The following is a 21,893-nucleotide window of genomic DNA, read 5'->3' on the forward strand; positions in this document are numbered from 1 at the left end:
GCATGACCGGTGGTGTCCGGGAAGTCGTCGCAGGACCGCCCGACGCGGCGGCGCATCCCCGCCGGTCCCACCCTTCGGCCCCCGCCCCCCGCGCGCTGTACCTTCGTCCTCACGCGGAGGATGGAGAGTGATCGTGAGCAAGTTCGTGCGGCCGGCGATGGAGGGGGCCGATCCGTTCGGGACGGCCCGGCTGCGGCGCGGGGTCCTCGACGCCTGGGCGACCAGTGCCGCCCGGTTCCGGGAGGACGCCAACGCCGAGGAGGATCTCGTCCTCGGCGGTTACCGAGACCGGCTCGTCGTCGAGTTGGCGCAGAACGCCGCCGACGCCGCCGCGCGGGCCGGCGCGGCCGGGCGGTTGCGGCTCACCCTCCGCGACGGCGTCCTCGTGGCCGCGAACACCGGCGCCCCCCTGGACGCGGCCGGAGTCGAGTCGCTGTCCACGCTGCGCGCCTCCGCGAAACGGGACACCGAGGCCACCCACGGCGCCGTCGGCCGGTTCGGGGTCGGCTTCGCCGCCGTACTCGCCGTGACCGACGAGCCGGCGATCGTCGGCCGGCACGGCGGCGTGCGCTGGTCCCTCGCCGAGGCCCGGGAGCTGGCCGGCGACGTCGCCCGGCACAGCCCGGGACTGGGCGACGAGGTGCGCCGCCGGGAGGGCCATGTGCCCCTGCTGCGGCTGCCCTTCGCCGCCGAGGGCACCGCCCCCGAGCCGTACGACACCGCCGTCATCCTGCCCCTGCGCGACGCCGCCGCCGCCGATCTCGCCGAGCGGCTGCTCGCCGGGGTGGACGACGCCCTGCTGCTTGCCTTGCCGGGGCTGGCGGAGGTCGTCGTGGAGATCGAGGGGCAGCGGCCGCGTACCCTCGGCCGCCGCACCGACGGGCCGTTCACGATCGTGGAGGACTCCCGGGACGGCGTCACCCACTGGCGTACCGCGTCCGCGCACGGGCCGCTGACCCCCGACCTGCTCGCCGACCGGCCCGTGGAGGAGCGGCTGCGCCCCCACTGGTCGGTGACCTGGGCCGTACCCGTCGACGCCTACGGCGCCCCGGCCCGGCCCCGTACCAGCCCGGTCGTGCACGCGCCGACCCCGAGCGACGAGCCGCTGGGCGTGCCCGCGCTGCTCATCGCCTCCTTCCCGCTGGACACCACCCGCCGGCACGCGGCGCCCGGGCCGCTCACCGACTTCCTGGTGCAGCGCGCGGCCGACGCCTACGCCGCGCTGCTCGCCGAGTGGCGGCCGGTGGGGGAGGGGATCATCGACCTCGTGCCCGGGCCGCTCGGCAAGGGCGCGCTGGACGGGGCGTTGCGGCAGGCCGTGCTGGAGCGGCTGCCGCGTACCGCCTTCCTGCCGCCGGCCGTCGCGCCGAAGGGTGACGAGGAGCTGCCGGAGGCGCTGCGCCCCCGGGACGCCGAGGTCGTGGAGGGCGCCGGCGCCGACACCGTACGGGTGCTGGCCGAGGTGCTGCCCACCCTGCTGCCGGCGGGGCTGGAGCGCCGCTCGGAGCTGCGCACCCTCGGTGTCGCCCGGCTGCCGCTCGCCGACGCCGTCGACCGGCTCGCCGGGCTGGAGAAGGAGCCGCGGTGGTGGTGGCGGCTGTACGACAGCCTCGCCGGGGTCGATCCCGAGCGGCTGTCCGGGCTGCCGGTGCCGCTGGCCGACAACAGGACCACGATCGGGCCCCGGCAGGTGCTGCTGCCCACCCCGGACGCGGCCCGGCTCGACCCGGACGTGCTCGGACGGCTCGGGCTGAAGGTCGCCCACCCGGACGCCGCCCATCCGCTGCTGGAGAAGCTGGGCGCGCTGCCCGCGACCCCGCGCGCGGTGCTGACCACCCCGCAGGTACGGGCCGCCGTGGCGGGCTCCCTGGAGGAGGACGGCGGTCCGGTGTGGGAGGAGGACGCGCCGGACGCCGAGGAGCTGGCCGAGACCGTGCTCGCCCTGGTCCGGGACGCGGGACTGGAGCCGGGCGACGAGCCCTGGCTGGGCGCGCTCGCGCTGCCCGACGAGGACGGCGAACTCGCGCCCGCCGGTGAGCTGGTGTTCCCGGGCAGCCCCTTCGCCCGGGTCATCCGGGAGGGGGAACTCGCCGCCGTGGACGCCGAGATGGCCGAACGGTGGGGTGAGCAGCCGCTCACCGCCTGCGGTGTGCTGGCGGACTTCGCGCTGGTCCGCGCCACCGACGTGGTCCTGGACCCGGACGAACTGGAGCCGCGCGACGGCGACTTCGCCGAGCCCGACGACGCGGGGCTGCTGGACGCCGTGGACGTGTGGTGCGAGGACATCCTCGACCGGTTCCCGGACAGCCCGGTGCCGCCCGTCGCCACCGAACTCGTCGCCGTACGCGACCTGGAGCTGGTGGACGACGACCACTGGCCCGAGGCGCTCGCCCTGCTGGCCCGGCCGCCGCTGCGGGACGCCCTGACCCAGCCCGTGCGCATCCTGCTGCCCGACGGCACCCACGAGGCCGTACGGCCGTACACCGCGTGGTGGCTGCGCGGGCACCCGGTGCTCGACGGGCGGCGCCCGGCCGGTCTGCTCGCGGCGGGCGGGGACCCGCTGCTGCGCGGGCTGTACGACGAGGCGGACGCGACCGGGTTCGAGGACGAGCAGGTGCTGCGGGCGCTCGGGGTGCGCACCTTTGTCGGCGCGCTGCTGGACGAGCCCGGCGGCGCGGCCGAGCTGCTGGACCGGCTCGCCGACCCGGAACGCTCGGTCACCCCCGCCCAACTGCACGGGCTGTACAGCGCGTTGGCGGAACTGGATCCCGAGCGGGTGACCCTGCCGGACGAGCTGCGGGCCGTGGTCGACGGGCGGGTGGAGGTCGTGGACGCCGCCTCGGCCGTCGTGGTCGACTCCCCGGACCTGCTGCCGTTCACCTCCGGGGTGCCGCTGCTGCCGGTGCGGCCCGCGCGCGCCGCCGAGCTGGCCGAGCTGTTCCAGGTGCGCCGGCTGAGCGAGTCCGTCACCGGCGAGGTGCACTCCGAGGGGACCGAGCACGACGTGCCGGAGTCGGTGCGGGTGCTGCTCGGGCCGCGTACGCCCGCCTCCTATGTCGAGCACGGGGAACTCGTCGTGGACGGCGTGGGGATCGACTGGCGGCTGACCGACGACGGCGTGCTGCACGCGGCCACCCTGGAGGGGGTCGCGGCGGGACTGGCCTGGGCGGCCGGTCAGTGGCCGCGCCGGTTCGAGGTGGCCGCGCTGCTGGAGGACCCGTCGCGGACGGGGGAGCTGGCCCGGGACCGGTGGTTCGACTGATCCCGGGAGCGGCCCCGTCCATCGGGCCCACGAAAAATTCACATCAGTAGTACAACCTTTCACATCCACCCCGGGTCAGATCAGCGGAGTCATCCCGACTCCCTGATCTGAACGTGGGGAAACACATGCGCATCCGTGCCTCTGTCGCCGTCGTGAGCGGCGCTCTGGCCCTTTCCGCCCTCGCCGTGCCGGCCGCCCAGGCCGACGCCGCCGACGGCAACGTCAAGATCACCAAGGTGGTCGTGGACGGCGACAACAAGGTGCAGATCGGTACCTCCGGCGCGGTGACCGTCAAGGTCAGCGTGACCGCGACGGACAACTCGGGCATCAAGGGTGCCGATGACGACTTCTCCCTCTACGGCCCGGACCACGGCTTCGCCATGACCGGCAAGCCCACCTGCGCCAAGGTCAACGCCACCACCTCCACCTGCACCGCCTCGGTGAAGATCGACCCGAGGACGGACTACCTCACCAACAAGAGCGCCGGTACCTGGTACGTGGACGCGTGGATCGACGCCAAGGACGGCGACTACGTCTGGAAGCAGAAGGCCGGCGCCTTCTCCTTCCAGCGCGCCGCCAAGCTGACCGCCAACGCCACCCCGGAGCCGGTGAAGAAGGGCAAGACGATCACCGTCACCGGTGCCCTCACCCGCGCCGACTGGGAGTCGCTGAAGTACGCCGGTTACGGCTCGCAGTCCGTGAAGCTCCAGTACAGCAAGAAGAGCACCACCGGTTACACCACGGTCAAGACCATCAAGGCCGACGCCAAGGGCAACCTGAAGACGACGGTCAAGGCCTCGGCCGACGGCTACTACCGCTTCTCCTTCGCGGGCAACTCCGGCACCGCCGCGGTGAACTCCGCCGCCGACTTCATCGACGTGAAGTAAGCCCCTCCTCCGGCCGGACCGCGGCGCACCGCCCCGCGGTCCGGCCGTCGCCGTCCGCCGGGCCGGTCAGGAAGGGCGGGACCCTCACCGTCACCGGCAGACTGACCCGCGCCGACTGGCAGCACGGCACCTACGCCGGCTTCGGCGGCCAGGCCGTCCGGCTCCGGTTCCGCAAGGCGGGCGGCGGCCCTATACCACCGTCAGGACCCTCACGTGCCGGCCCTCCCCCCTGACAGGTGAATCCGGCGGGGAGACTTCCGGCCAGGGGCGATGGGAGGACCTAGACGGGGAAGCGGCGGCCGACCCATCTCCACAGGTACTCCAGGGCCCCCGACGCCACCGCGGCCACTCCCACCGCCGCCCACGGCATCGTCACGCCGACCAGCTTCAGCGCGAAGAAGTCCTGGAGCGCGGGCACGGCGAGGACCAGCAGGAAGGCCACGCCCATCGAGGCCACCAGGGCCACCCGCCACCAGGTGTAGGGGCGGGCGATGATCGCCAGGACCCACATGGAGATCAGGAACAGGGTCAGGGTGGCCGCGCTGGTCTCCGCGTCCAGCGCGCCCGGACCGGAGTAGTGGTGCCGGGCCAGCAGATACGTCAGGAAGGTGGCCGCTCCGGCCACCACCCCGCCGGGGACCGCGTACCGCATCACCCGGCGCACGAAGTGCGGTCTGGCCCGTTCCGTGTTGGGCGCGAGGGCCAGGAAGAAGGCCGGGACGCCGATGGTGAGCGTGGACAGCAGGGTCAGGTGCCGGGGCAGGAAGGGGTACTCCACCCGCGCGCACACCACCAGCACCGCCAGCAGCACCGAGTAGACGGTCTTCACCAGGAACAGCGTCGCCACCCGCGTGATGTTGCCGATCACCCGGCGGCCCTCGGCGACCACCGACGGCAGGCTCGCGAAGCTGTTGTCCAGCAGCACGATCTGCGCCACCGCCCGGGTGGCCTCGGAACCGGAGCCCATGGCGACCCCGATGTCCGCGCTCTTCAGGGCCAGCACGTCGTTCACGCCGTCCCCGGTCATCGCGACCGTACGGCCACGGGACTGCAGCGCGTCCACCATGTCCCGCTTCTGCTGCGGGGTGACCCGCCCGAACACCGTGCCCGCGTCCAGCGCCTCGGCCATCGCCGGCGGGTCGGCGGGCAGCCGCCGCGCGTCCACCGCCGTGCCCTCCAGGCCGAGCTTCGCGGCGACGGCCCCGACCGACACCGCGTTGTCCCCGGAGAGGACCTTGGCGCGCACGTTCTGCTCGGCGAAGTAGCGCAGGGTGTCGGAGGCGTCCGGCCGCAGCCGCTGTTCGAGGACGACCAGGGCGGTGGGGCGGGCGCCCCGGGCCGGTTCGGGGTCGTCCAGGTCCCGGTGCGCGCGGGCCAGCAGCAGCACCCGCAGCCCCCGCTCGTTGAGCCGCTCGGTCTCGGCCAGGGCGGGGTCGTCACAGGCGAGCAGCACGTCCGGGGCGCCCAGCAGCCAGGTGCTGGTCTCGCCGTCGCCCTCGCTGAACGCGGCCCCGCTGTACTTGCGGGCGGAGGAGAACGGCAGCGACTCCACGCAGCGCCATTCCTCGCTGTCCGGGCAGGCGTCGATGATCGCCCGGAGGGAGGCGTTCGGGCGGGGGTCGGACTCGCCGAGCGCGCCGAGCACCTTGCGTATGTACGTCTCGTCCGCCCCGTTGAGCGGCCGCAGCTCGGTGACGTCCATGCCGCCCTCGGTGAGGGTGCCGGTCTTGTCCAGGCAGACGGTGTCGACGCGGGCCAGGCCCTCGATGGCCGGCAGCTCCTGCACCAGGCACTGTCTGCGGCCCAGCCGGATCACGCCGATCGCGAAGGCCACGGAGGTGAGCAGCACCAGCCCCTCGGGGACCATCGGCACGATCCCGCCGACCGTGCGGGCCACGGCGTCCTTGAGGTCGTCGTTCTCGACGACGAGCTGGGTGACGACGAGCCCGACGGCCGCCGGGACCATCATCCAGGTGACGTACTTGAGGATGGTGGAGATGCCGGAGCGCAGCTCGGAGTGGACCAGCGTGAAGCGGGACGCCTCCTCGGCGAGCCGGGCGGCGTAGGCCTCGCGGCCGACCTTGGTGGCCTGGAAGGCGCCGCTCCCCGCGACCACGAAGCTGCCGGACATCACCGGGTCGCCGGGGCGTTTGACGACGGGGTCGGCCTCGCCGGTGAGCAGCGACTCGTCGATCTCCAGCCCGTCCGCCTCGGCGCACACCCCGTCGACCACGGCCTTGTCGCCGGGGCCGATCTCGATCAGGTCGTCCAGGACGATCTCATGGGTGGCCACCTGGGTGGCCACGCCGTCCCGCCGTACCGTCGGCCGGGCCTCTCCGATCACCGCGAGCGAGTCCAGGGTCTGCTTGGCCCGCCACTCCTGGACGATGCCGATGGCGGTGTTGGCGAGGATCACGAAGCCGAACAGGCTGTCCTGGATCGGGGCGACGACCAGCATGATCAGCCAGAGCACGCCGATGATCGCGTTGAACCGGGTGAGGACGTTCGCCCGGACGATCTCCCCCAGCGAGCGGCTGCTGCGCACCGGCACATCGTTGACCTGGCCGCGCGCGACGCGTTCCGCCACCTCGGCGGGGCCGAGCCCGGCCGGCCGGGTCCGCGGCGACGGCACCGCACGCACCGGATCGAGTTCCGTGCCCGCGCGTATGTGGCTCATGCATTCGACGGTACGTGCGGACGCGCCCGCCCGCCCACCGGCGCCGGCCGTTACCGGGTGGCCGGATCCGGCGCGGCGGCGGCCCGCTTGATCGCCGCGTCCCGCTTGCGGACGTACCAGACGCCGATCAGCCCCAGGCCGCCCCCGGCCAGGCAGGTCCACAGCCACCAGGTGTGGCCGTGCTCGTCGAACCAGCCGTAGAACGGCAGCTGGACCAGGAAGAGGACGAACCACACGATCGTGCCGCCGGTGATGGTGGCGACCACGGGGCCCTCCAGGGGCTCCGGCGCCTCGTGCTTGGGGGTCCACTTAGCCATGCGCACAGCTTATGCGCCGCCGCTGTCTACGCGCGGAGATAGCGATCTATGACTCATACGTTCATACTGGAGCCGTTTGTCTTTGGCCGTTTCCGCTCGTATGAAACTCCAACGGGGCTCGGGGGAACCCCGCTGGTGATGAGGTCACGCATGTCCACCTCGGCACCTGCCAAGGTCCCCACCCCCGAGAGGCCGGGCGGGGCTCCCGCCTTCGGCTTCCTCGACCGCTACTTCCGTATCTCCGAGCGCGGCAGCACCGTCGCCCGCGAGGTCCGCGGCGGTCTCGCCACCTTCTTCGCGATGGCGTACATCATCGTGCTGAACCCGATCGTCCTCGGCAGCGCGAAGGACATGTACGGGCACCACCTGGACAACGGCCAGCTGGTGACCGCCACGACGCTGTCGGCCGCGTTCACCACGCTGCTGATGGGCGTCATCGGCAACGTGCCGATCGCGCTCGCCGCCGGCCTCGGCGTGAACTCGGTCGTCGCGCTCCAGCTCGCGCCGCGCATGTCCTGGCCGGACGCCATGGGCATGGTGGTGCTGGCCGGTTTCGTGGTCATGCTGCTGGTGGCCACAGGGCTGCGCGAGCGGGTGATGAACGCCGTGCCGTTCGGGCTGCGCAAGGCGATCTCCATCGGTATCGGCCTGTTCATCATGCTGATCGGCCTGGTCGACTCCGGCTTCGTCACCCGCATGCCGGACGCCGCCCAGACCACCGTCCCGCTCCAGCTGGGCGTCGGCGGGCACCTCACCGGCTGGCCGGTGCTGATCTTCGTCCTCGGTGCGCTGCTCACCTTCGCACTGATCGTCCGCAAGGTGCCGGGCGCGATCCTGCTCTCCATCGTCGGCATGACCGTGGTCGCGATGATCATCAACGCGGTGGCCACCGTCCCGTCCTGGGGCCTGACGGTCCCGAAGTGGCCGGGCAACCCGGTCTCCACCCCCGATCTCGGCCTGATCGGCCAGGTCAGCCTGTTCGGCGGCTTCCACAAGGTCGGCATCCTCACCGGCGTCCTGTTCGTCTTCACGGTCCTGCTGTCGTGCTTCTTCGACGCGATGGGCACGATCATGGGCGTCGGCGACGAGGCCAAGCTGACCGACGCCGAGGGCTACATGCCGGGCATCAACAAGGTCCTCCTCGTGGACGGCTTCGCGGTCGCGGCGGGCGGCGCCAGCTCCGCCTCGGCCACCACCGCCTTCGTGGAGTCCACGGCGGGCGTCGGCGAGGGCGCCCGTACCGGGCTCGCGAACGTCGTCACGGGCGGCCTCTTCGCCGTCGCGCTGTTCCTCACGCCGATCGCCACGATGGTCCCGTCGCAGGCGGCCACCCCGGCGCTGCTCGCGGTGGGCTTCCTGATCCTGTCGAACTCCATCAAGGAGATCGACTGGGCGGACTACACCATCGCCATGCCGGCGTTCGTGACGATGCTGATGATGCCGTTCACCTACTCGATCACCAACGGCATCGGCATGGGCTTCATCACCTTCACGGTGCTGCGCCTGGTCGCCGGGCGGGCCCGGGAGATCCCGGTGGCGATGTACGCCGTCTCTGCCGTCTTCGCCTTCTACTACCTGATGCCGGCCCTGGGCCTCACCTGATCCCGCGGGGGAGACCGCCCCGAACGAGCGCCTGGGACGCGGTCCCGGGCGCTCGTTCCTTTTCCCCACCGGGCGGAGACGCAGTGGCGGGCGTCACGAGCGCCGAGACCCGCTCCGGTGGTCTTTAGTAAGAGTAATGAGTTACGCTAAAGAACATGCCGGATCTTACCCATGGCGACGACGCTGCCGCCGTGAACGCTCTCCGCTCCGCCGTGATGCGGCTGTCCCGTCGGCTCAAGCACCAGCGGGTGGACGAGTCGCTGAGCCCCACCGAGATGTCGGTGCTCGGCACCCTCGCCCGCTGCGGCTCGGCCACCCCGGGTGAACTGGCCCGCAAGGAGCACGTCCAGCCGCCGTCGATGACCCGCATCGTCGCGCTGCTCGAAGCCAAGGGGCTGGTCCGGCTGGAGCCGCACCCCGAGGACCGGCGCCAGAAGGTGGTCACCCAGACCGAACAGGCCGAGGCGATGCTCGAAGAGAGCCGCCGCAAGCGCAACGCCTTCCTGGCCGGCCTGGCCGAGGGCCTGGACGAGGACGAGTGGGCCGCCCTGCGCACCGCCGCCCCCGTGCTGGAGAAACTCGCACACCTGTAAGCGAACCATCCAAGGAGGCGAATCCTGTTGAGTACGGGATCCGGAATACCTTCCGCCCCCGCACCGACCCCTGCCCCCGCCACGCCCGCTTCCGGAAAGTCCTCGATGTTCAGCTCGTTGAGGATCCGGAACTACCGCCTCTTCTTCGCCGGTCAGGTCGTCTCCAACACCGGCACCTGGATGCAGCGCATCGCCCAGGACTGGCTGGTCCTCAGCCTCACCGGCTCCTCGGCCGCCGTCGGCATCACCACGGCCCTGCAGTTCCTGCCGATGCTGCTGTTCGGGCTGTACGGCGGGGTCCTCGTGGACCGCCTGCCCAAGCGGCCCACCCTGCTGGTCACCCAGGCCGCGATGGCCGTCACCGGGCTCGCGCTCGCCGTGCTGACCCTGACCGGGCAGGTCCAGGTCTGGCACGTCTACGTCGCCGCCTTCGCCGTCGGCCTCGCCACGGTGGTGGACAATCCGGCCCGCCAGTCCTTCGTCTCCGAGATGGTCGGCCCCGACCAGCTCCAGAACGCGGTCAGCCTGAACTCGGCGAACTTCCAGTCCGCCCGGCTCGTCGGCCCCGCCGTGGCCGGACTGATGATCACCGGTGTGGGCACCGGCTGGGCGTTCCTCGCCAACGGCCTGTCCTTCGCCGCGCCCATCACCGGCCTGCTGCTGATGCGCGCCCGCGAACTGCACGTGGTCGAGCGCGCGCCGCGTGGCAAGGGCCAGCTGCGCGAGGGCCTGAGCTACGTGGCCGGGCGGCCGGAGCTGATCTGGCCCATCGTCCTGGTCGGCTTCATCGGCACCTTCGGCTTCAACTTCCCGGTGTGGCTGACCGCCTACGCGGACGACATCTTCCACGCCGGCGCCGGCGCCTACAGCTTCTTCAACACCCTGATGGCCGTCGGCTCCCTGGTCGGCGCCCTGCTGGCCGCCCGGCGCGGCACGGCCCGGCTGCGCGTGCTGATCGCCGCCGCGCTGGCCTTCGGCGTGCTGGAGATCGTCGCTGCGGCCGCGCCGTCGTACTGGCTGTTCGCGCTGCTCATGGTCCCGATCGGGGTCTTCGGCCTGACGGTGAACGTCACCGCGAACACGGCCGTGCAGATGGGCACCGACCCGGCCATGCGCGGCCGGGTGATGGCCCTGTTCATGATGGTGTTCATGGGCGGTACGCCGCTGGGCGCGCCGGTGGTCGGCTGGATCACCGACACCTACGGCGCCCGGGCCGGCTTCGCCTCCGGCGGTGTGGTGTCGGCCCTCGCGGCCGGTGCCGTCGGCCTGGTCCTGGCCCGAGTCGGCGGCCTGCGGCTGGCGGTGGGCTGGCACCACGGCCACCCGAGCGTCCGCTTCGTCCCGCGCGAGCGGGAGCAGCTGGCCACGGCCGCGTGAGCGTCCGGTACGCGGGCCCCGGAGGGCGCTAGCCGACCCTCCGGGCCAGCACCTGTCCCGGCCAGGCGTCCGGGCCGTGGGTGTAGGCGTGCGTCGGGGTGAAGCCGTTGGCCTCGTAGTAGGCCACCAGCTTGCGGTCGTCACCGGCGTAGCAGTCCACCCGCAACAGGCCCACGCCCGCCCGCCGGGTCGCCTCGGCGGCGTGCGCGAGCAGCGCGGCGCCCGCGCCCCGGCCCTTGAAGCGGCGGTCGGAGGCGAGCCAGCGGATGTACCGCTCGCTCTCGCCGGGTGCCGGCAGCTGGGACAGGTGGGCGCCGGGCCCGTCGGTGAGGGTGAGGGTGGCCGCCGGCTCCCCGTCGATCTCGGCGATGTACGTCGTGCCCTCGGCCATGGCCCGCTCGACGGCCTCGGCGGCCCTGGTCCCCGACAGCGGCTCGGTGCCCCACTGGCGGGTGCGGCCCTGTGAGACCAGCCACTCCACGCTGCTGTCGAGCATGCGGAGTATCGCGGGCAGATCGTCCGGGCCGCCTTCTCGGATGGTGATCGTCATCGCCCCATCATGCCCGCCGGGGTCTGGGATCGTGAGGGCCATGAGACTCTTCGCCGCCGTACTGCCCCCGGAGCACATCGCGGACGAACTCGCCGCCGAGGTGGACCGGTTGCGGCAGCTGCCGGGGGCCGGCCGGCTGCGCTGGACGGGCCGCCCCGGCTGGCACTTCACGCTCGCCTTCTACGGTGAGGTCGCCGACGACGTCGTACCCGCCCTGGCGGACCGGCTGGCCCGCGCGGCCCGCCGGGCGGCGCCGTTCACCCTCGCCCTCGCGGGCGGCGGCCAGTTCGGCCAGGGCCGCGCGCTGTGGGCGGGCGCCCGGGGGGACGTGGCGGAGCTGCGGCTGCTGGCCGGGCGGGCGGAGGCGGCGGCGCGGAAGGAGGGGCTGCCGATGGGGGAACACCGGCCTTACAAGGCCCATCTCACGCTGGCCCGCAGCCGGCACGCGCTGGACGTACGGCCGTACGTCGCCGCGCTCGCGGAGTTCGCCGGTGGCAGCTGGACCGTGGCCGACCTGGTGCTGATGCGCAGCCGGCTGCCGGTGTCCGGGGTGCCGGGGGAGCAGCCGCGGTACGAGGTGGTCGGGCGGTGGGCGCTGGGAGGGGCCGGTTAGTCTCGAATACGTGGACCCGAAAACCCGGAACCGGATCATGGCCGGTGCGCTTGTGTTGATGTTCGTGGTGGTGGCTGTGGCGTCGGCCATGCGGTAGGAGTGCGCCGACGGAAGCTGCGGGCCGTTCTTCGGCTGCGGGCCGGTTGTGGCTGGATCGCGCGGTTCACCGCGGGCCCCTGCGGGGTGCCTTTGCCGGTGGGGGCTGTTGTTCGGGTGCGGGTCGTCTGTGGCTTGTCGCGCGGTTCCCCGCGCCCCTGACGGGGCGCCTTTGGCGGGCGTGCGGTGGAGAGGGGCGGGGAACTGCGGGGCCTGTTCTTCGGCTGCGGGCCGGTCGTGGCTGATCGCGCGGTTCCCCGCGCCCCTGGCGGGGCGCCGTCCCCTCGGTGGCTACCAGGCGAAGGCCTCCGGGGACGGGCCCGGGCCCGGGAAGATTTCGTCGAGGCCGGTCAGGAGGTCCTCGCTCAGTTCCAGTTCGACGGCGCGCAGGGCCGACTCCAGCTGGTCCGCGGTGCGCGGGCCGACGATCGGGCCGGTGATGCCGGGGCGGGTGAGCAGCCAGGCCAGGGCCACCTCGCCGGGCTCCAGTCCGTGCTTGTCGAGCAGGTCCTCGTAGGCCTGGATCCGCGCGCGGGCCGCCGGGTCCTTGAGTGTGTCGGCGGCCCGGCCGGAGGCGCGGCGACCGCCCTGGACCTCCTTCTTGATGATCCCGCCGAGCAGACCGCCGTGCAGCGGCGACCACGGGATGACCCCGAGGCCGTAGTCCCGCGCGGCCGGGATGACCTCCATCTCAGCGCGCCGCTCGGCCAGGTTGTAGAGGCACTGCTCGCTGACCAGCCCGATGGTGCCGGAGCGGCGGGCGGCGGCCTCGTTGGCCTGGGCGATCTTGTAGCCGGGGAAGTTGCTGGAGCCGACGTAGAGGATCTTGCCCTGCTGGACCAGGACGTCGATCGCCTGCCAGATCTCCTCGAACGGCGTGTCGCGGTCGATGTGGTGGAACTGGTACAGGTCGATGTAGTCGGTCCGGAGCCGCTTCAGGCTGGCGTCCACCGCGCGCCGGATGTTCAGCGCGGAGAGCTTGTCGTGGTTGGGCCACACCGTGGCGCCGTCCGGGTCCATGTTGCCGTACACCTTGGTGGCGATGACGGTCTTCTCACGCCGGCCGCCGCCCTGGGCGAACCAGTTGCCGATGATGGACTCGGTCCGGCCCTTGTTCTCGCCCCAGCCGTACACGTTGGCGGTGTCGAAGAAGTTGATGCCCGCGTCCAGCGCCGCGTCCATGATCGCGTGGCTGTCGGCTTCGTCGGTCTGCGGACCGAAGTTCATCGTCCCGAGGACGAGCCGGCTGACCTTGAGTCCTGTGCGTCCGAGCTGCGTGTATTCCATGGTCCATTAGCCAACGGCCTGGAGTGCGCTCTAGGCAAGGGCCTGCCGTCGCGCGCGCCCGGCAGCGGGGCGCGCGCGAGGGCTCGGTCAGTTCTGCAACCGGGCGATCATGCCGGGCTCGTAGGAGCCGCCCTGGTTGTGCGCGATCACGCTGAGCCGGTTGGCCGCGTTGATCACGGCGACGAGATAGACCAGCGCCGTGGTCTGCTCCTCGTCGTAGTGCTTGCGGACCTCCTGCCAGGTCGCGTCGGACACGCCCTCCTGTCCGTCGGCGAGCCGGGTGCCCTCCTCGGCGAGCGCCAGGGCGGCCCGCTCGGCCTCGGTGAACACGGTGGAGTGGCGCCAGGCGGCCACCAGGTGCAGGCGCGTCGCGGTCTCGCCGGCCGCCGTGGCCTCCTTGGTGTGCAGGTCGACGCAGAAACCGCAGCCGTTGATCTGGCTGACGCGCAGCATCACCAGTTCCTGGGTGCGGCGGGGCAGCGTCGACTGCATGACGCCGAAGCCGAGGGTGGCGAACCGCTTGGCGAGCCTGGCGCCGAGGTCGCCCCCGGTCACGTCGATACGGGGGGCCGTGGTCGTGGTGTCGGTCATGGTGTCGTCCTCACGGGCGAGTGGGGCCGCGCGGAGTGGGGCGCGGCGTCCTGTCACCCACGAGACGAGGACCGGTCCGCCGGTGTGACATGGCGGGAGTGTGTCCCGCGTCACCGGGTGCCCGTCAGGTCGGTGTCGTCGCCGAAGGCGGCAGGTGCGGCCGCGCAGCACCACACTGGGCACCGCGCCCGGGGAGCGCTGGATTCCAGCCGACCTGATCAGTCCTCGTACGGCTGTCCGACCCCCCACGCCTCCCACATCGCGTCCGCGAAGGTTCCCGCGATCCGGTGTTCTCCGCTCGCGTTGGGATGCGTGCCGTCGTAGGTGTCGGTGTGGATGTCCCACCCCTCGGGCAGCGGGGCCGCCAGCAGCGGCGAGCGTGCCTCGTCCAGGTCGGCGGCCGTCTTGGCGAGCAGGTCGTTGAACCGGTCCACCTGCTCGGCGAAGGGCGCGTCCGACGCGGCCCGGACGTTGGGTATGACCGGCAGCAGCACCATCCGTATCCGCGGGCCGGCCTCCCGCGCGGCCGCGATGAACGCCCGTACGTTTTCCGCCGTCTGCTCGGCGTTGGTGTAGAAACCCAGGTCGATCAGGCCGAGGGAGACCAGCAGCACGTCGGCCCGGTGGGCGCGTACCGCCTCGCCGATCAGCGGGGCCATGTGCAGCCAGCCCTCGCCCCAGCCCGCCAGATGGCCGCGGGGGAAGCCGGGTTCGGCGTAGGCGAGGGACGTCGGGGCCCCGGCCTGCTGGTCGTAGAGCGTCTCGCGCGGGCCGACGAAGGTGAACGGGCCGCCGTACGTCCCGCACAGGTGCCGCCACAGCCGGTAACGCCACGTGTGTTCGCCCGCGCTCCCGATCGTCATGGAGTCGCCCACGGGCATGAACCTAAGCATCGGCTCATCATGGACGATGGCCGGAACCCGTGGACCGCCGGGGGCTGTGAGGCCGACCACCTCACCTGGACCCCCTCGGGGAATGGCAGGCTTGGGGCATGCGTCGATCGTTCGCCGTTCTCGCCGGTGTGCTGCTCGCCGGTGCCTGCGCGCTGCCCGCCTCCGCCACCGGGACCGCCGAGGGCGCGGGGAACAAGGGGAACAAGGGGAACAAGGGGTTCACCATCAAGGACCCGCGGATAACCGAGTCCAGCGGGCTCGCCGCCTCCCGGCAGCACCCCGGCGTCTACTGGACGCACAACGACAGCGACGACGGGCCCTACCTGTACGCCGTGGACAGCGCCACCGGCCGTACCGTCGCCCGGATCACCCTGCGCGGCATCGGTTCGCCGCGCGATGTGGAGGCCGTCTCCATCGGGCCGGACAACCAGATCTACGTCGGCGACATCGGCGACAACTTCGGCGGGAAGTGGCCGTATGTGTGGATCTACCGGCTGCCCGAGCCGAAGCGGCTGACGGACCAGGCGATCACGGCCACGCAGTACGTGGTGAAGTACGCGGACGGCCCGCGCGACGCGGAGTCGCTGCTCGTCCACCCCAGGACGGGGCGCGTCTACATCATCGACAAGAACGAGGAGGGCGGGCACCTGTACGAGGGCCCGGCCGCCCTCTCCACGTCCGGCGCGAACGTCTTCCGCCAGGTCGCGCCCGTTGATCTGTGGGCCACCGACGCCGCGTTCTCCCCGGACGGCCAGCAGCTCGCCGTGCGCGGCTACTTCGGGGGCGCCTACTACGACTGGAACGACGGCCGGATCAAGCGCCGCGGGCGGCTGGACGTGCCGTTCCAGGGGCAGGGCGAGTCCGTGTCGTACTCCGCCGACGGTACGAAGCTGATGTACGGCAGCGAGGGCGCGGACAGCTCGGTACAGGCGGCCGACGCGCCCGAGCGCCCGGATGCCGGGTCGCCGTCGGGCGAGGGGGGTTCCGACGATACGGGGGACAAGGGCGGCACTCCGAGCCTGAAGGTGGGCGCCGTGATCCTCGCCGTCGGCGTGGCGGCGTTCCTGGGGCTGCGCCGGCTGCGGCGCAGCTGACCGGGCGAGCGGCGGCCGGGCGGTGTGCCGCAGCCGGTACGGCACCGGGCGCTCTCGTCATGTGCCGAGCGGGCAGGGCAGGTCCGGGCGGGCGCGATGGGGAGCACAGCCCACCAGGGCCACGGAGAGGAACACGGGCCGTTCCAGGTAGAACCCGAGCGAGATGTCACCGCCCGCCGCCAGCCGTTCGGCGGCCGAGGCGAGGAGGGCGGCCAGGCGGCCGGGGGCGCGGTGTGCTTCGGCGGCGAACCGGGGCGCGTACTCGGTGAGCCGCTCCCCGAGCCAGGCGGCGGCGGCCGACGGCTCGGACCAGGTGCCCTTGACGATCGAGCGGGGCTTGACCAGCCAGTACGCGGTCTCCAGCGGGGGCAGGTCGCAGGTGGTGAACTCGGCGGTGGCCAGGCGGTACCGCTGGATCAGTTCAGGGCTTCCGGTGGGCGGGGGCGGTTCGGGGTGGGGCGGGCGCCGGAAGGCTTCCTCGTCGAAGCGGGGTTTGGGGCCGGTCCAGAGGTAGGCGTGGTGGTGCACCGGGTCCTCTTCGGTGTGCTGTACGGGCCGGTTCCGGGCGGCGACGGCCCGGAACCGGCTGGATTCATCGGATCGGGGGAGCCTCAGCGGGCCAGGCCGAAGCGGGCGGGGTCGATACCGGCGGAGCTCAGCTCATCGGTGGTGAACCGCAGCGGCTCCAGGTCGGGCCGCTTGCTGTCACCGAGGGCCCAGGCGTCCTCGCCGATGCGGGCGAGGGTCACGCAGGACTCGCCGTCCGGGTGGGTGTTCCCGCCGCACGCCCTCAGGAACGAGGCGCCGCCGAGGTCGAGCGCGTACAGGTCACTTCCGTTCACCATCGCTGTACCTTCCTGCTCCGCTGTCACGGCCGTACCCGACCGCCGCCGCCCGGAGTGGGCGGGAGTCCTTGGGGGAAGAGGGGCGGACGTGCACGCCCGAGGGGTGGTCCCGGATCTCGGTGGCGTGGCACATGGCCTGGGTGATGTTCCCGGCCTGCTTGCAGGCGAGCAACTGCCGCCAGTTCGCTCCGCAGACGTCACAGCCGGCGACGGGGGCGCAGTCGAGCAGCCACGCGTCGAAGCCGGGGGGAAGCTGGGCCGGGGAGCGGGGTTGGGCATTGGTCGTGGGGGTCACCGGGTCTCCCGAGGTGGGGTGGGTGGCTTCGGCGACGACCGTAGGGGGCGGGTGGGGAGAAAGGGGGCGAATATTCTTCGTTATTCTCGCGCGGTCACTCTGGATGCATGGACATTCGCTGTGAGTCACCGAAATGCTTGGTGCACCAACATCGGTCAACACCCAGGGGGTGGTTGCGCGTGGCGCGTAGGTTGCGGTTCAACGGGACGGGGAGCAGCAGCGGTGGATGTCCCTCCGTGCATGAGGACTTGGACAGCGGGGAGGTCGTCGTGCACGGTCCTCCGCTCACGGATCCGGAAGACATCGCACAGCTCCAGCACCTCTCGGAGGGAGAGGTCGCGATCGTGGTCCCGAGGGATCTGCTGGTCGACTGGACTCCGAAGGAGCGGACGCGACAGGTGCGGACGATCGATCTTGACGAGTTCGGTGGCCTGTTCGAGAAGTTCGAGCACACGGCGTGGCGGTTGGAGACGCGCCGCCGATACGCCAGTGACGAAACCAACGACAACTGGCAGCAGTTCGTGGAGACGGGGCGAGCCGACTGGACGTTCGACAACCCGTACTGCGAGGCGATCCGCAAGCAGACCGGCCAGGGCAAGCGCGTCGAACGCGTGCGCATTGTGGACCAGCCACCGACCATTGGGCAGCTCTATCTGCTCGACAACGCCAAGCGGAACAGCGTCATGGGCGAGGACATCCGCAACCTGTGGCGTGCCGATGCGGACCGGCTCCGGCTCCCCGCCGAGGACTTCTGGCTGTTCGACAGCCGCCTCATCGCCCTCCTGCGGTTCGATGACGACGACCAGCTCACGCACGTGGACCTGATCACCGAGCCCGCGGAGGTGGTGCGCTGCTGCATGGTGCGGGATGCTGCTTGGCACCACGCCGTACCGTGGAAGCAGTTCACGGCGGATATGCACAGCGACGCGTAAGGACAAGCGCGGGTGACCGGTGAGTACGGACTATCAGAGGGCGCGTGAGGAACTGGGCCGCCGACTCAGGGAGTTGCGTGTAGAGGGCCCTGAAGGCCGGCTCACCGGTGTCCAGCTCGCGCAGCGGCTGGGATGGCGGCAGTCGAAGGTCAGCAAGCTGGAGAACGGCAGGCAGACCCCCACGGACGACGACCTGCGAGCATGGGCCGAGGCCGTCGGGCAGCCTGCCGTGTTCCCGGAACTGCGCTCCCGACTACGGGGCTTCGAGAGCCACATTCGATCGTGGCGACGTCAGCTCGCGGCAGGGCACGCTCCGGTCCAGGAAACCTGGAACACCCTCGTGTCCAACAGCACGACACAGCATGCGCTGAGCACCGCCGCCGTCAGCGGCATTCTCCAGACGGCCGACTACGCCCGGCACGTCTTCGAGCGGCACGCCAAACTCCAGCAGTCGCCGAGGGATACGGAAGCCGCGGTGCGGGCCCGCATGAAACGGCAGGAGTGGCTGTACCGGCCGGGCAAGCGGTTGAACCTGCTCATGTCGGAAAGCGTGCTGTGGGGTCGTATCTGCCCGCCGGACGTTCTGGCGGCCCAACTCGACCGACTGCTGGGTGTGGTGGGCATGGACACCGTCAACCTGGGGATCCTGCCGTTGGACGGCACGCTGCCCCTGACGATGGGGAACTCGTTCGATGTGCTGGACGAACGCCTGGTCGTGGTCGAGGACTGGCACGCCGAACTCTGGCTGGACGACGCCGAAACGATCGCTCTGTATCGCCGCGTGTGGGACACCTTCGCGGAGTCGGCGGTGTTCGGCGCCGAGGCGCAGCAGGTGATCGCCCGGGTGCGGCGGAGTCTCAAGGTCTGAGGACGTACGGCCGTACGACGTCATCCGAGGTCTCCCACAGGGGCGTTCGCGCGGGGGCCGGTGTCTGCCAGCACTCCTCGTCGCGGGGGAACGGGAGCCGGTGGCCGGCGGCGCGGAAGCGCTTGGCCCAGCGGCGCCAGCGGGCGTCGTGGGGGTTCGGCAGCCGCCAGGCGTGGGGTTGTGCCGACCCTGTTGTGTTACGGGTGGTCCAGAACATGGGGAGTCTCCGAGGGTGGGAGTGTGAAGCGGGCCCAGACGGTCTTGGTGGTCGGGCCCTGCCGGTGCCCCCACGCGTCGGCCAGCGCGTCCACCAGCGCCAGCCCGCGCCCACCCTCCTCCTCCGGGCTGGGGCAGCGGGGCAGGGGCAGCCGGTCCCGGTCCGGGTCTGAGACCTCCAGGACCAATTCGCAGCGGCAGAGGACGAGCGTGACCCGGACCCGGGCGTGGGAAACCCGGCAGTGGCTCACGGCGTTGGTGACGAGTTCGTTGGCCGACAGGGTGGCTCGGTCGGCGAGATCGTCGGTGATCCCCCAGTCGGCGAGGGCCTTGCGGACGTAGTGCCGAGCGGTCGGTACGTGCCGCCGGTGCGTGGGGATGCGGAATGTCTCGGTTGAGGGCATGGGGCTGAACGTAGAAATACATGCAGATCTCCGCAATGGAAACCGGGAAATATATGCATGGGTTTCACTCGATCGAGTTATGCACGCGCCTCGTAGTCGATCGGTGTGGCAGGGTTTCCGAAAGGAGAGGGGAGATCCCATGCCCGCAGGTGGACGACCGACCGTGCGCAGCAGGCGACTTGGTACGGCACTCAGGCAGTATCGACAGGCGGCCCGGCTCGACCAGCCCCAGGCCGCCGAGGTGATTGCCACAAGTCAGGCCAGGATCAGCCGCATCGAGAGCGGACATGCCACGCCGCGCGTAATCGAAGTGCGCCTGCTGCTGGACGCGTACGGCATCACTGATGCGGGAGTACGCGCGAAGTTGGAGGACTTGGCCAAGCACTCCAAGAACCGGGGCTGGTGGCTGGAACACGCGGAACATCTGCGGCCGGACTACGTGGACCACATCGCGCTGGAGGACGACGCGACGTACATCCGCGAGTGGCAGCCGGTCATGGTGCCGGGGCTTCTGCAGACTCCCGCTTACGCGGAAGCCGTCATCGCCGGTGGCCCGCACTACATCGATCCGGAACGTGCTGCCCAGCTCGTGAAGGTGCGGCTCGCACGGCAGGCGAAGATCGAGGAAGGCGGAGCGTCGTATACGGCCATCCTCTGGGAGTCGGTCATCACCCACCCCCTGATGAGCGTAGAGGTCCACCGGGAGCAGTTGTCCGCCATCCTTGAGATCGGAAAGCGGAAGAACGTCACTGTGCAGGTACTGCCGTTCAGCGCGGGAGCGCTGGCCGGCTACTCGGCGCCCTTCTATTCCTTCAGCTTCGACGACGAGCCGACGGTGGAAGCGGTCGCCATGGACAATCTGCGAGGCGCGTCGGTCCTTGAAGCGCCCGAGGATCTTGCCGTTTACGCCAATGCCTTCGACCTACTACGATCGGCGGCGTTGGCGCCGGAAGCGAGTGCGAAGCTCATCCGGGGCATACTGCGGAGCCTGAAGGAAGAGCCATCGTGTCCGAGGTCGTAAGCCCCTTCTGGAAGTCGTCGTACTCAGGTCAGGAGAACGCCTGCGTCGAGGTCGCCGACACCGCCCCCGGAGGCCGAGCCGTTCGCGACAGCAAGCAGGACAACGGCCCCCTTCTCACCGTCTCCCGCGACAGCTGGCAGGCCTTCATCCGGCAGTTCGCATAACGCATCGCACATACGAAGGGCGCCCGGTGAGTACCGGGCGCCCTTCGTCGTCGTAGACGGGAAAGTCAGAGCTTCTCGATCACGTAGTCCACGCACTTCGTCAGCGCCTCGACGTCCGCCGGGTCGATCGCCGGGAACATCGCGATACGCAGCTGGTTGCGGCCGAGCTTGCGGTACGGCTCGGTGTCCACGATGCCGTTCGCGCGCAGCACCTTGGCGACGGCGGCGGCGTCGATCTCGTCGGCGAAGTCGATCGTGCCGATGACCTGGGAGCGCTTGGCCGGGTCGGAGACGAACGGGGTGGCGTACTTGGACTCTTCGGCCCAGGTGTACAGGCGGGTCGAGGAGTCCTTCGTGCGGGCCGTGGACCAGGCGAGGCCGCCCTGGCCGTTGAGCCACTCCAGCTGCTCGCCCAGGAGGAACAGGGTGGCGAGGGCCGGGGTGTTGTACGTCTGGTTCTTGCGGGAGTTGTCGATCGCCGTGGGCAGCGAGAAGAACTCCGGGATGTGGCGGCCGGAGGCGTGGACGCGCTCGGCGCGCTCGATGGCGGCGGGGGAGAAGATTCCGATCCACAGGCCGCCGTCGGAGGCGAAGGACTTCTGCGGCGCGAAGTAGTAGACGTCGGTCTCGGCGATGTCGACCGGCAGGCCGCCCGCGCCGGAGGTGGCGTCCACCAGGACGAGGGCGCCCTCGTCGGCGCCGGCCACGCGCTTGATCGGCATGGCGACACCGGTGGAGGTCTCGTTGTGGGTGAAGGCGTAGACGTCGACGCCCGCCTCGGCCTTCGGCTCCGGGTGGGTGCCGGGGTCGGCGGCGACGACGGTCGGCTCGGCCAGCCAGGGCGCGAGCTTGGCCGCCTTGGCGAACTTGGAGGAGAACTCGCCGAAGCTGAGGTGCTGGGACTTGTTCTCGATCAGGCCGTGCGTGGCGATGTCCCAGAAGGCGGTGGAGCCGCCGTTGCCCAGGATGACCTCGTAGCCCTCGGGCAGGGAGAACAGCTCGGAGATGCCCTCGCGGACCTTGCCGACCAGGTTCTTGACCGGCGCCTGACGGTGGGAGGTGCCCAGCAGGGACGTGCCGGTGGCGGCGAGGGCGTCCAGCGCCTCGGTCCGCACCTTGGAGGGGCCCGCGCCGAAACGTCCGTCGGCGGGCTTGATGTCAGCGGGAATCTGGATGTCGGCCACGGAAGGAGGTTAGCCGCTGGAGGAAGCGCGGGTGGAGTTCTGTCCGTTCGATGAGACGAGATCACCAGGTCGTGGACTTGTGATGTCGTACGACTATTGGTGCGCGCCTGTGGAAAACTTTCGGT

General features: G+C 71.2%; 23 protein-coding genes. 11 read left to right on the forward strand and 12 right to left on the reverse strand.

Annotated features, from left to right (window positions below; genetic code table 11):
• Positions 1-133 precede the first annotated feature (133 nt).
• Positions 134-3,262 carry a sacsin N-terminal ATP-binding-like domain-containing protein gene (locus tag ABD350_RS25875; RefSeq protein ID WP_344350764.1) on the forward strand — a complete coding sequence of 1,043 codons (3,129 nt, stop codon included), beginning with the start codon at positions 134-136 and terminating at the stop codon, positions 3,260-3,262.
• 125 nt (positions 3,263-3,387) lie between these two features.
• Positions 3,388-4,149 carry a calcium-binding protein gene (locus ABD350_RS25880; protein WP_344350765.1) on the forward strand — a complete coding sequence of 254 codons (762 nt, stop codon included), beginning with the start codon at positions 3,388-3,390 and terminating at the stop codon, positions 4,147-4,149.
• 280 nt (positions 4,150-4,429) lie between these two features.
• Here ABD350_RS25880 and ABD350_RS25885 read toward each other — a convergent pair whose 3' ends face one another.
• Positions 4,430-6,826: an HAD-IC family P-type ATPase gene (locus ABD350_RS25885; RefSeq protein WP_344350766.1), complete on the reverse strand. Its 2,397-nt coding sequence runs from the start codon at positions 6,824-6,826 to the stop codon at positions 4,430-4,432.
• A 50-nt stretch (positions 6,827-6,876) separates the two neighbouring features.
• Positions 6,877-7,143, reverse strand: coding sequence for a DUF2530 domain-containing protein (locus ABD350_RS25890; RefSeq protein ID WP_289972339.1), 267 nt, complete (start codon positions 7,141-7,143; stop codon positions 6,877-6,879).
• A gap of 150 nt (positions 7,144-7,293) precedes the next feature.
• On the opposite strand from ABD350_RS25890, the gene ABD350_RS25895 reads away from it, so the two are divergent.
• The 3 genes from ABD350_RS25895 to ABD350_RS25905 all read left to right on the forward strand — a co-directional run bounded on the left by ABD350_RS25895 (position 7,294) and on the right by ABD350_RS25905 (position 10,715).
• Positions 7,294-8,745: an NCS2 family permease gene (locus ABD350_RS25895; RefSeq protein WP_344350768.1), complete on the forward strand. Its 1,452-nt coding sequence runs from the start codon at positions 7,294-7,296 to the stop codon at positions 8,743-8,745.
• A gap of 155 nt (positions 8,746-8,900) precedes the next feature.
• Complete coding sequence (locus ABD350_RS25900) at positions 8,901-9,338, forward strand: MarR family winged helix-turn-helix transcriptional regulator (RefSeq protein ID WP_189751892.1); 438 nt, start codon at positions 8,901-8,903, stop codon at positions 9,336-9,338.
• A gap of 27 nt (positions 9,339-9,365) precedes the next feature.
• Positions 9,366-10,715 carry an MFS transporter gene (locus ABD350_RS25905; protein WP_382466830.1) on the forward strand — a complete coding sequence of 450 codons (1,350 nt, stop codon included), beginning with the start codon at positions 9,366-9,368 and terminating at the stop codon, positions 10,713-10,715.
• A 28-nt stretch (positions 10,716-10,743) separates the two neighbouring features.
• Here the strand turns inward: ABD350_RS25905 and ABD350_RS25910 are convergent, their stop codons facing one another.
• Complete coding sequence (locus ABD350_RS25910; protein WP_344350771.1) at positions 10,744-11,265, reverse strand: GNAT family N-acetyltransferase; 522 nt, start codon at positions 11,263-11,265, stop codon at positions 10,744-10,746.
• Positions 11,266-11,305: 40 nt separating this feature from the next.
• Here ABD350_RS25910 and thpR point away from each other — a divergent pair, with 40 nt between their 5' ends.
• Entirely contained in the window at positions 11,306-11,878 is a 573-nt protein-coding gene (thpR, locus tag ABD350_RS25915) for an RNA 2',3'-cyclic phosphodiesterase (RefSeq protein ID WP_344350772.1), read from the forward strand.
• A gap of 387 nt (positions 11,879-12,265) precedes the next feature.
• Here thpR and ABD350_RS25920 read toward each other — a convergent pair whose 3' ends face one another.
• The 3 genes from ABD350_RS25920 to ABD350_RS25930 form a co-directional block, all read right to left on the reverse strand.
• On the reverse strand, positions 12,266-13,261 hold the full coding sequence (locus tag ABD350_RS25920; RefSeq protein WP_344350774.1) for an aldo/keto reductase: 996 nt from the start codon (positions 13,259-13,261) through the stop codon (positions 12,266-12,268).
• Positions 13,262-13,348: 87 nt separating this feature from the next.
• A complete protein-coding gene (locus tag ABD350_RS25925; RefSeq protein WP_344350775.1) occupies positions 13,349-13,852 on the reverse strand; it encodes a carboxymuconolactone decarboxylase family protein in 504 nt (167 codons plus the stop codon).
• Between the two features lie 218 nt (positions 13,853-14,070).
• The gene (locus ABD350_RS25930) at positions 14,071-14,745 is read right to left on the reverse strand and encodes an SGNH/GDSL hydrolase family protein (protein ID WP_344350776.1); all 675 of its coding nucleotides are present in this window, start codon (positions 14,743-14,745) and stop codon (positions 14,071-14,073) included.
• Between the two features lie 98 nt (positions 14,746-14,843).
• Between ABD350_RS25930 and ABD350_RS25935 the strand changes: the two genes are divergently transcribed.
• Positions 14,844-15,839: a WD40 repeat domain-containing protein gene (locus tag ABD350_RS25935; protein ID WP_344350777.1), complete on the forward strand. Its 996-nt coding sequence runs from the start codon at positions 14,844-14,846 to the stop codon at positions 15,837-15,839.
• A 57-nt stretch (positions 15,840-15,896) separates the two neighbouring features.
• Here the strand turns inward: ABD350_RS25935 and ABD350_RS25940 are convergent, their stop codons facing one another.
• The 3 genes from ABD350_RS25940 to ABD350_RS25950 form a co-directional block, all read right to left on the reverse strand.
• Positions 15,897-16,367 (reverse strand): hypothetical protein, encoded by a 471-nt coding sequence (locus ABD350_RS25940; RefSeq protein ID WP_344350778.1) that lies wholly within the window; start codon positions 16,365-16,367, stop codon positions 15,897-15,899.
• 83 nt (positions 16,368-16,450) lie between these two features.
• Complete coding sequence (locus ABD350_RS25945) at positions 16,451-16,684, reverse strand: DUF397 domain-containing protein (protein WP_344350780.1); 234 nt, start codon at positions 16,682-16,684, stop codon at positions 16,451-16,453.
• On the reverse strand, positions 16,668-16,979 hold the full coding sequence (locus ABD350_RS25950; RefSeq protein WP_344350781.1) for a hypothetical protein: 312 nt from the start codon (positions 16,977-16,979) through the stop codon (positions 16,668-16,670). The genes ABD350_RS25945 and ABD350_RS25950 overlap by 17 nt, the downstream gene beginning before the upstream one ends.
• 179 nt (positions 16,980-17,158) lie before the next feature.
• Here ABD350_RS25950 and ABD350_RS25955 point away from each other — a divergent pair, with 179 nt between their 5' ends.
• Together ABD350_RS25955 and ABD350_RS25960 are read left to right on the forward strand one after the other, a co-directional pair.
• Entirely contained in the window at positions 17,159-17,911 is a 753-nt protein-coding gene (locus ABD350_RS25955) for a DUF6879 family protein (RefSeq protein WP_344350782.1), read from the forward strand.
• 19 nt (positions 17,912-17,930) lie between these two features.
• The gene (locus ABD350_RS25960) at positions 17,931-18,779 is read left to right on the forward strand and encodes a helix-turn-helix domain-containing protein (protein WP_344350783.1); all 849 of its coding nucleotides are present in this window, start codon (positions 17,931-17,933) and stop codon (positions 18,777-18,779) included.
• Here ABD350_RS25960 and ABD350_RS25965 read toward each other — a convergent pair.
• Both ABD350_RS25965 and ABD350_RS25970 read right to left on the reverse strand, forming a co-directional pair.
• A complete protein-coding gene (locus tag ABD350_RS25965) occupies positions 18,769-18,996 on the reverse strand; it encodes a hypothetical protein (protein WP_344350784.1) in 228 nt (75 codons plus the stop codon). The genes ABD350_RS25960 and ABD350_RS25965 overlap by 11 nt on opposite strands.
• Complete coding sequence (locus tag ABD350_RS25970) at positions 18,977-19,399, reverse strand: ATP-binding protein (RefSeq protein ID WP_344350785.1); 423 nt, start codon at positions 19,397-19,399, stop codon at positions 18,977-18,979. Before ABD350_RS25970 ends, ABD350_RS25965 begins: the two co-directional genes overlap by 20 nt.
• Positions 19,400-19,538: 139 nt before the next feature.
• Between ABD350_RS25970 and ABD350_RS25975 the strand changes: the two genes are divergently transcribed.
• The gene (locus ABD350_RS25975; protein WP_344350786.1) at positions 19,539-20,420 is read left to right on the forward strand and encodes a helix-turn-helix domain-containing protein; all 882 of its coding nucleotides are present in this window, start codon (positions 19,539-19,541) and stop codon (positions 20,418-20,420) included.
• Positions 20,405-20,584 carry a DUF397 domain-containing protein gene (locus tag ABD350_RS25980; protein ID WP_344350787.1) on the forward strand — a complete coding sequence of 60 codons (180 nt, stop codon included), beginning with the start codon at positions 20,405-20,407 and terminating at the stop codon, positions 20,582-20,584. Before ABD350_RS25975 ends, ABD350_RS25980 begins: the two co-directional genes overlap by 16 nt.
• A 65-nt stretch (positions 20,585-20,649) precedes the next feature.
• On the opposite strand, the gene serC is transcribed toward ABD350_RS25980, so the two are convergent.
• Positions 20,650-21,768, reverse strand: a complete 1,119-nt coding sequence (gene serC / locus ABD350_RS25985; protein ID WP_344350788.1) for a phosphoserine transaminase — start codon at positions 21,766-21,768, stop codon at positions 20,650-20,652.
• Positions 21,769-21,893: the final 125 nt, after the last annotated feature.

It is taken from the genome of Streptomyces nogalater (assembly GCF_039532885.1).
Classification (GTDB): domain Bacteria; phylum Actinomycetota; class Actinomycetes; order Streptomycetales; family Streptomycetaceae; genus Streptomyces; species Streptomyces nogalater.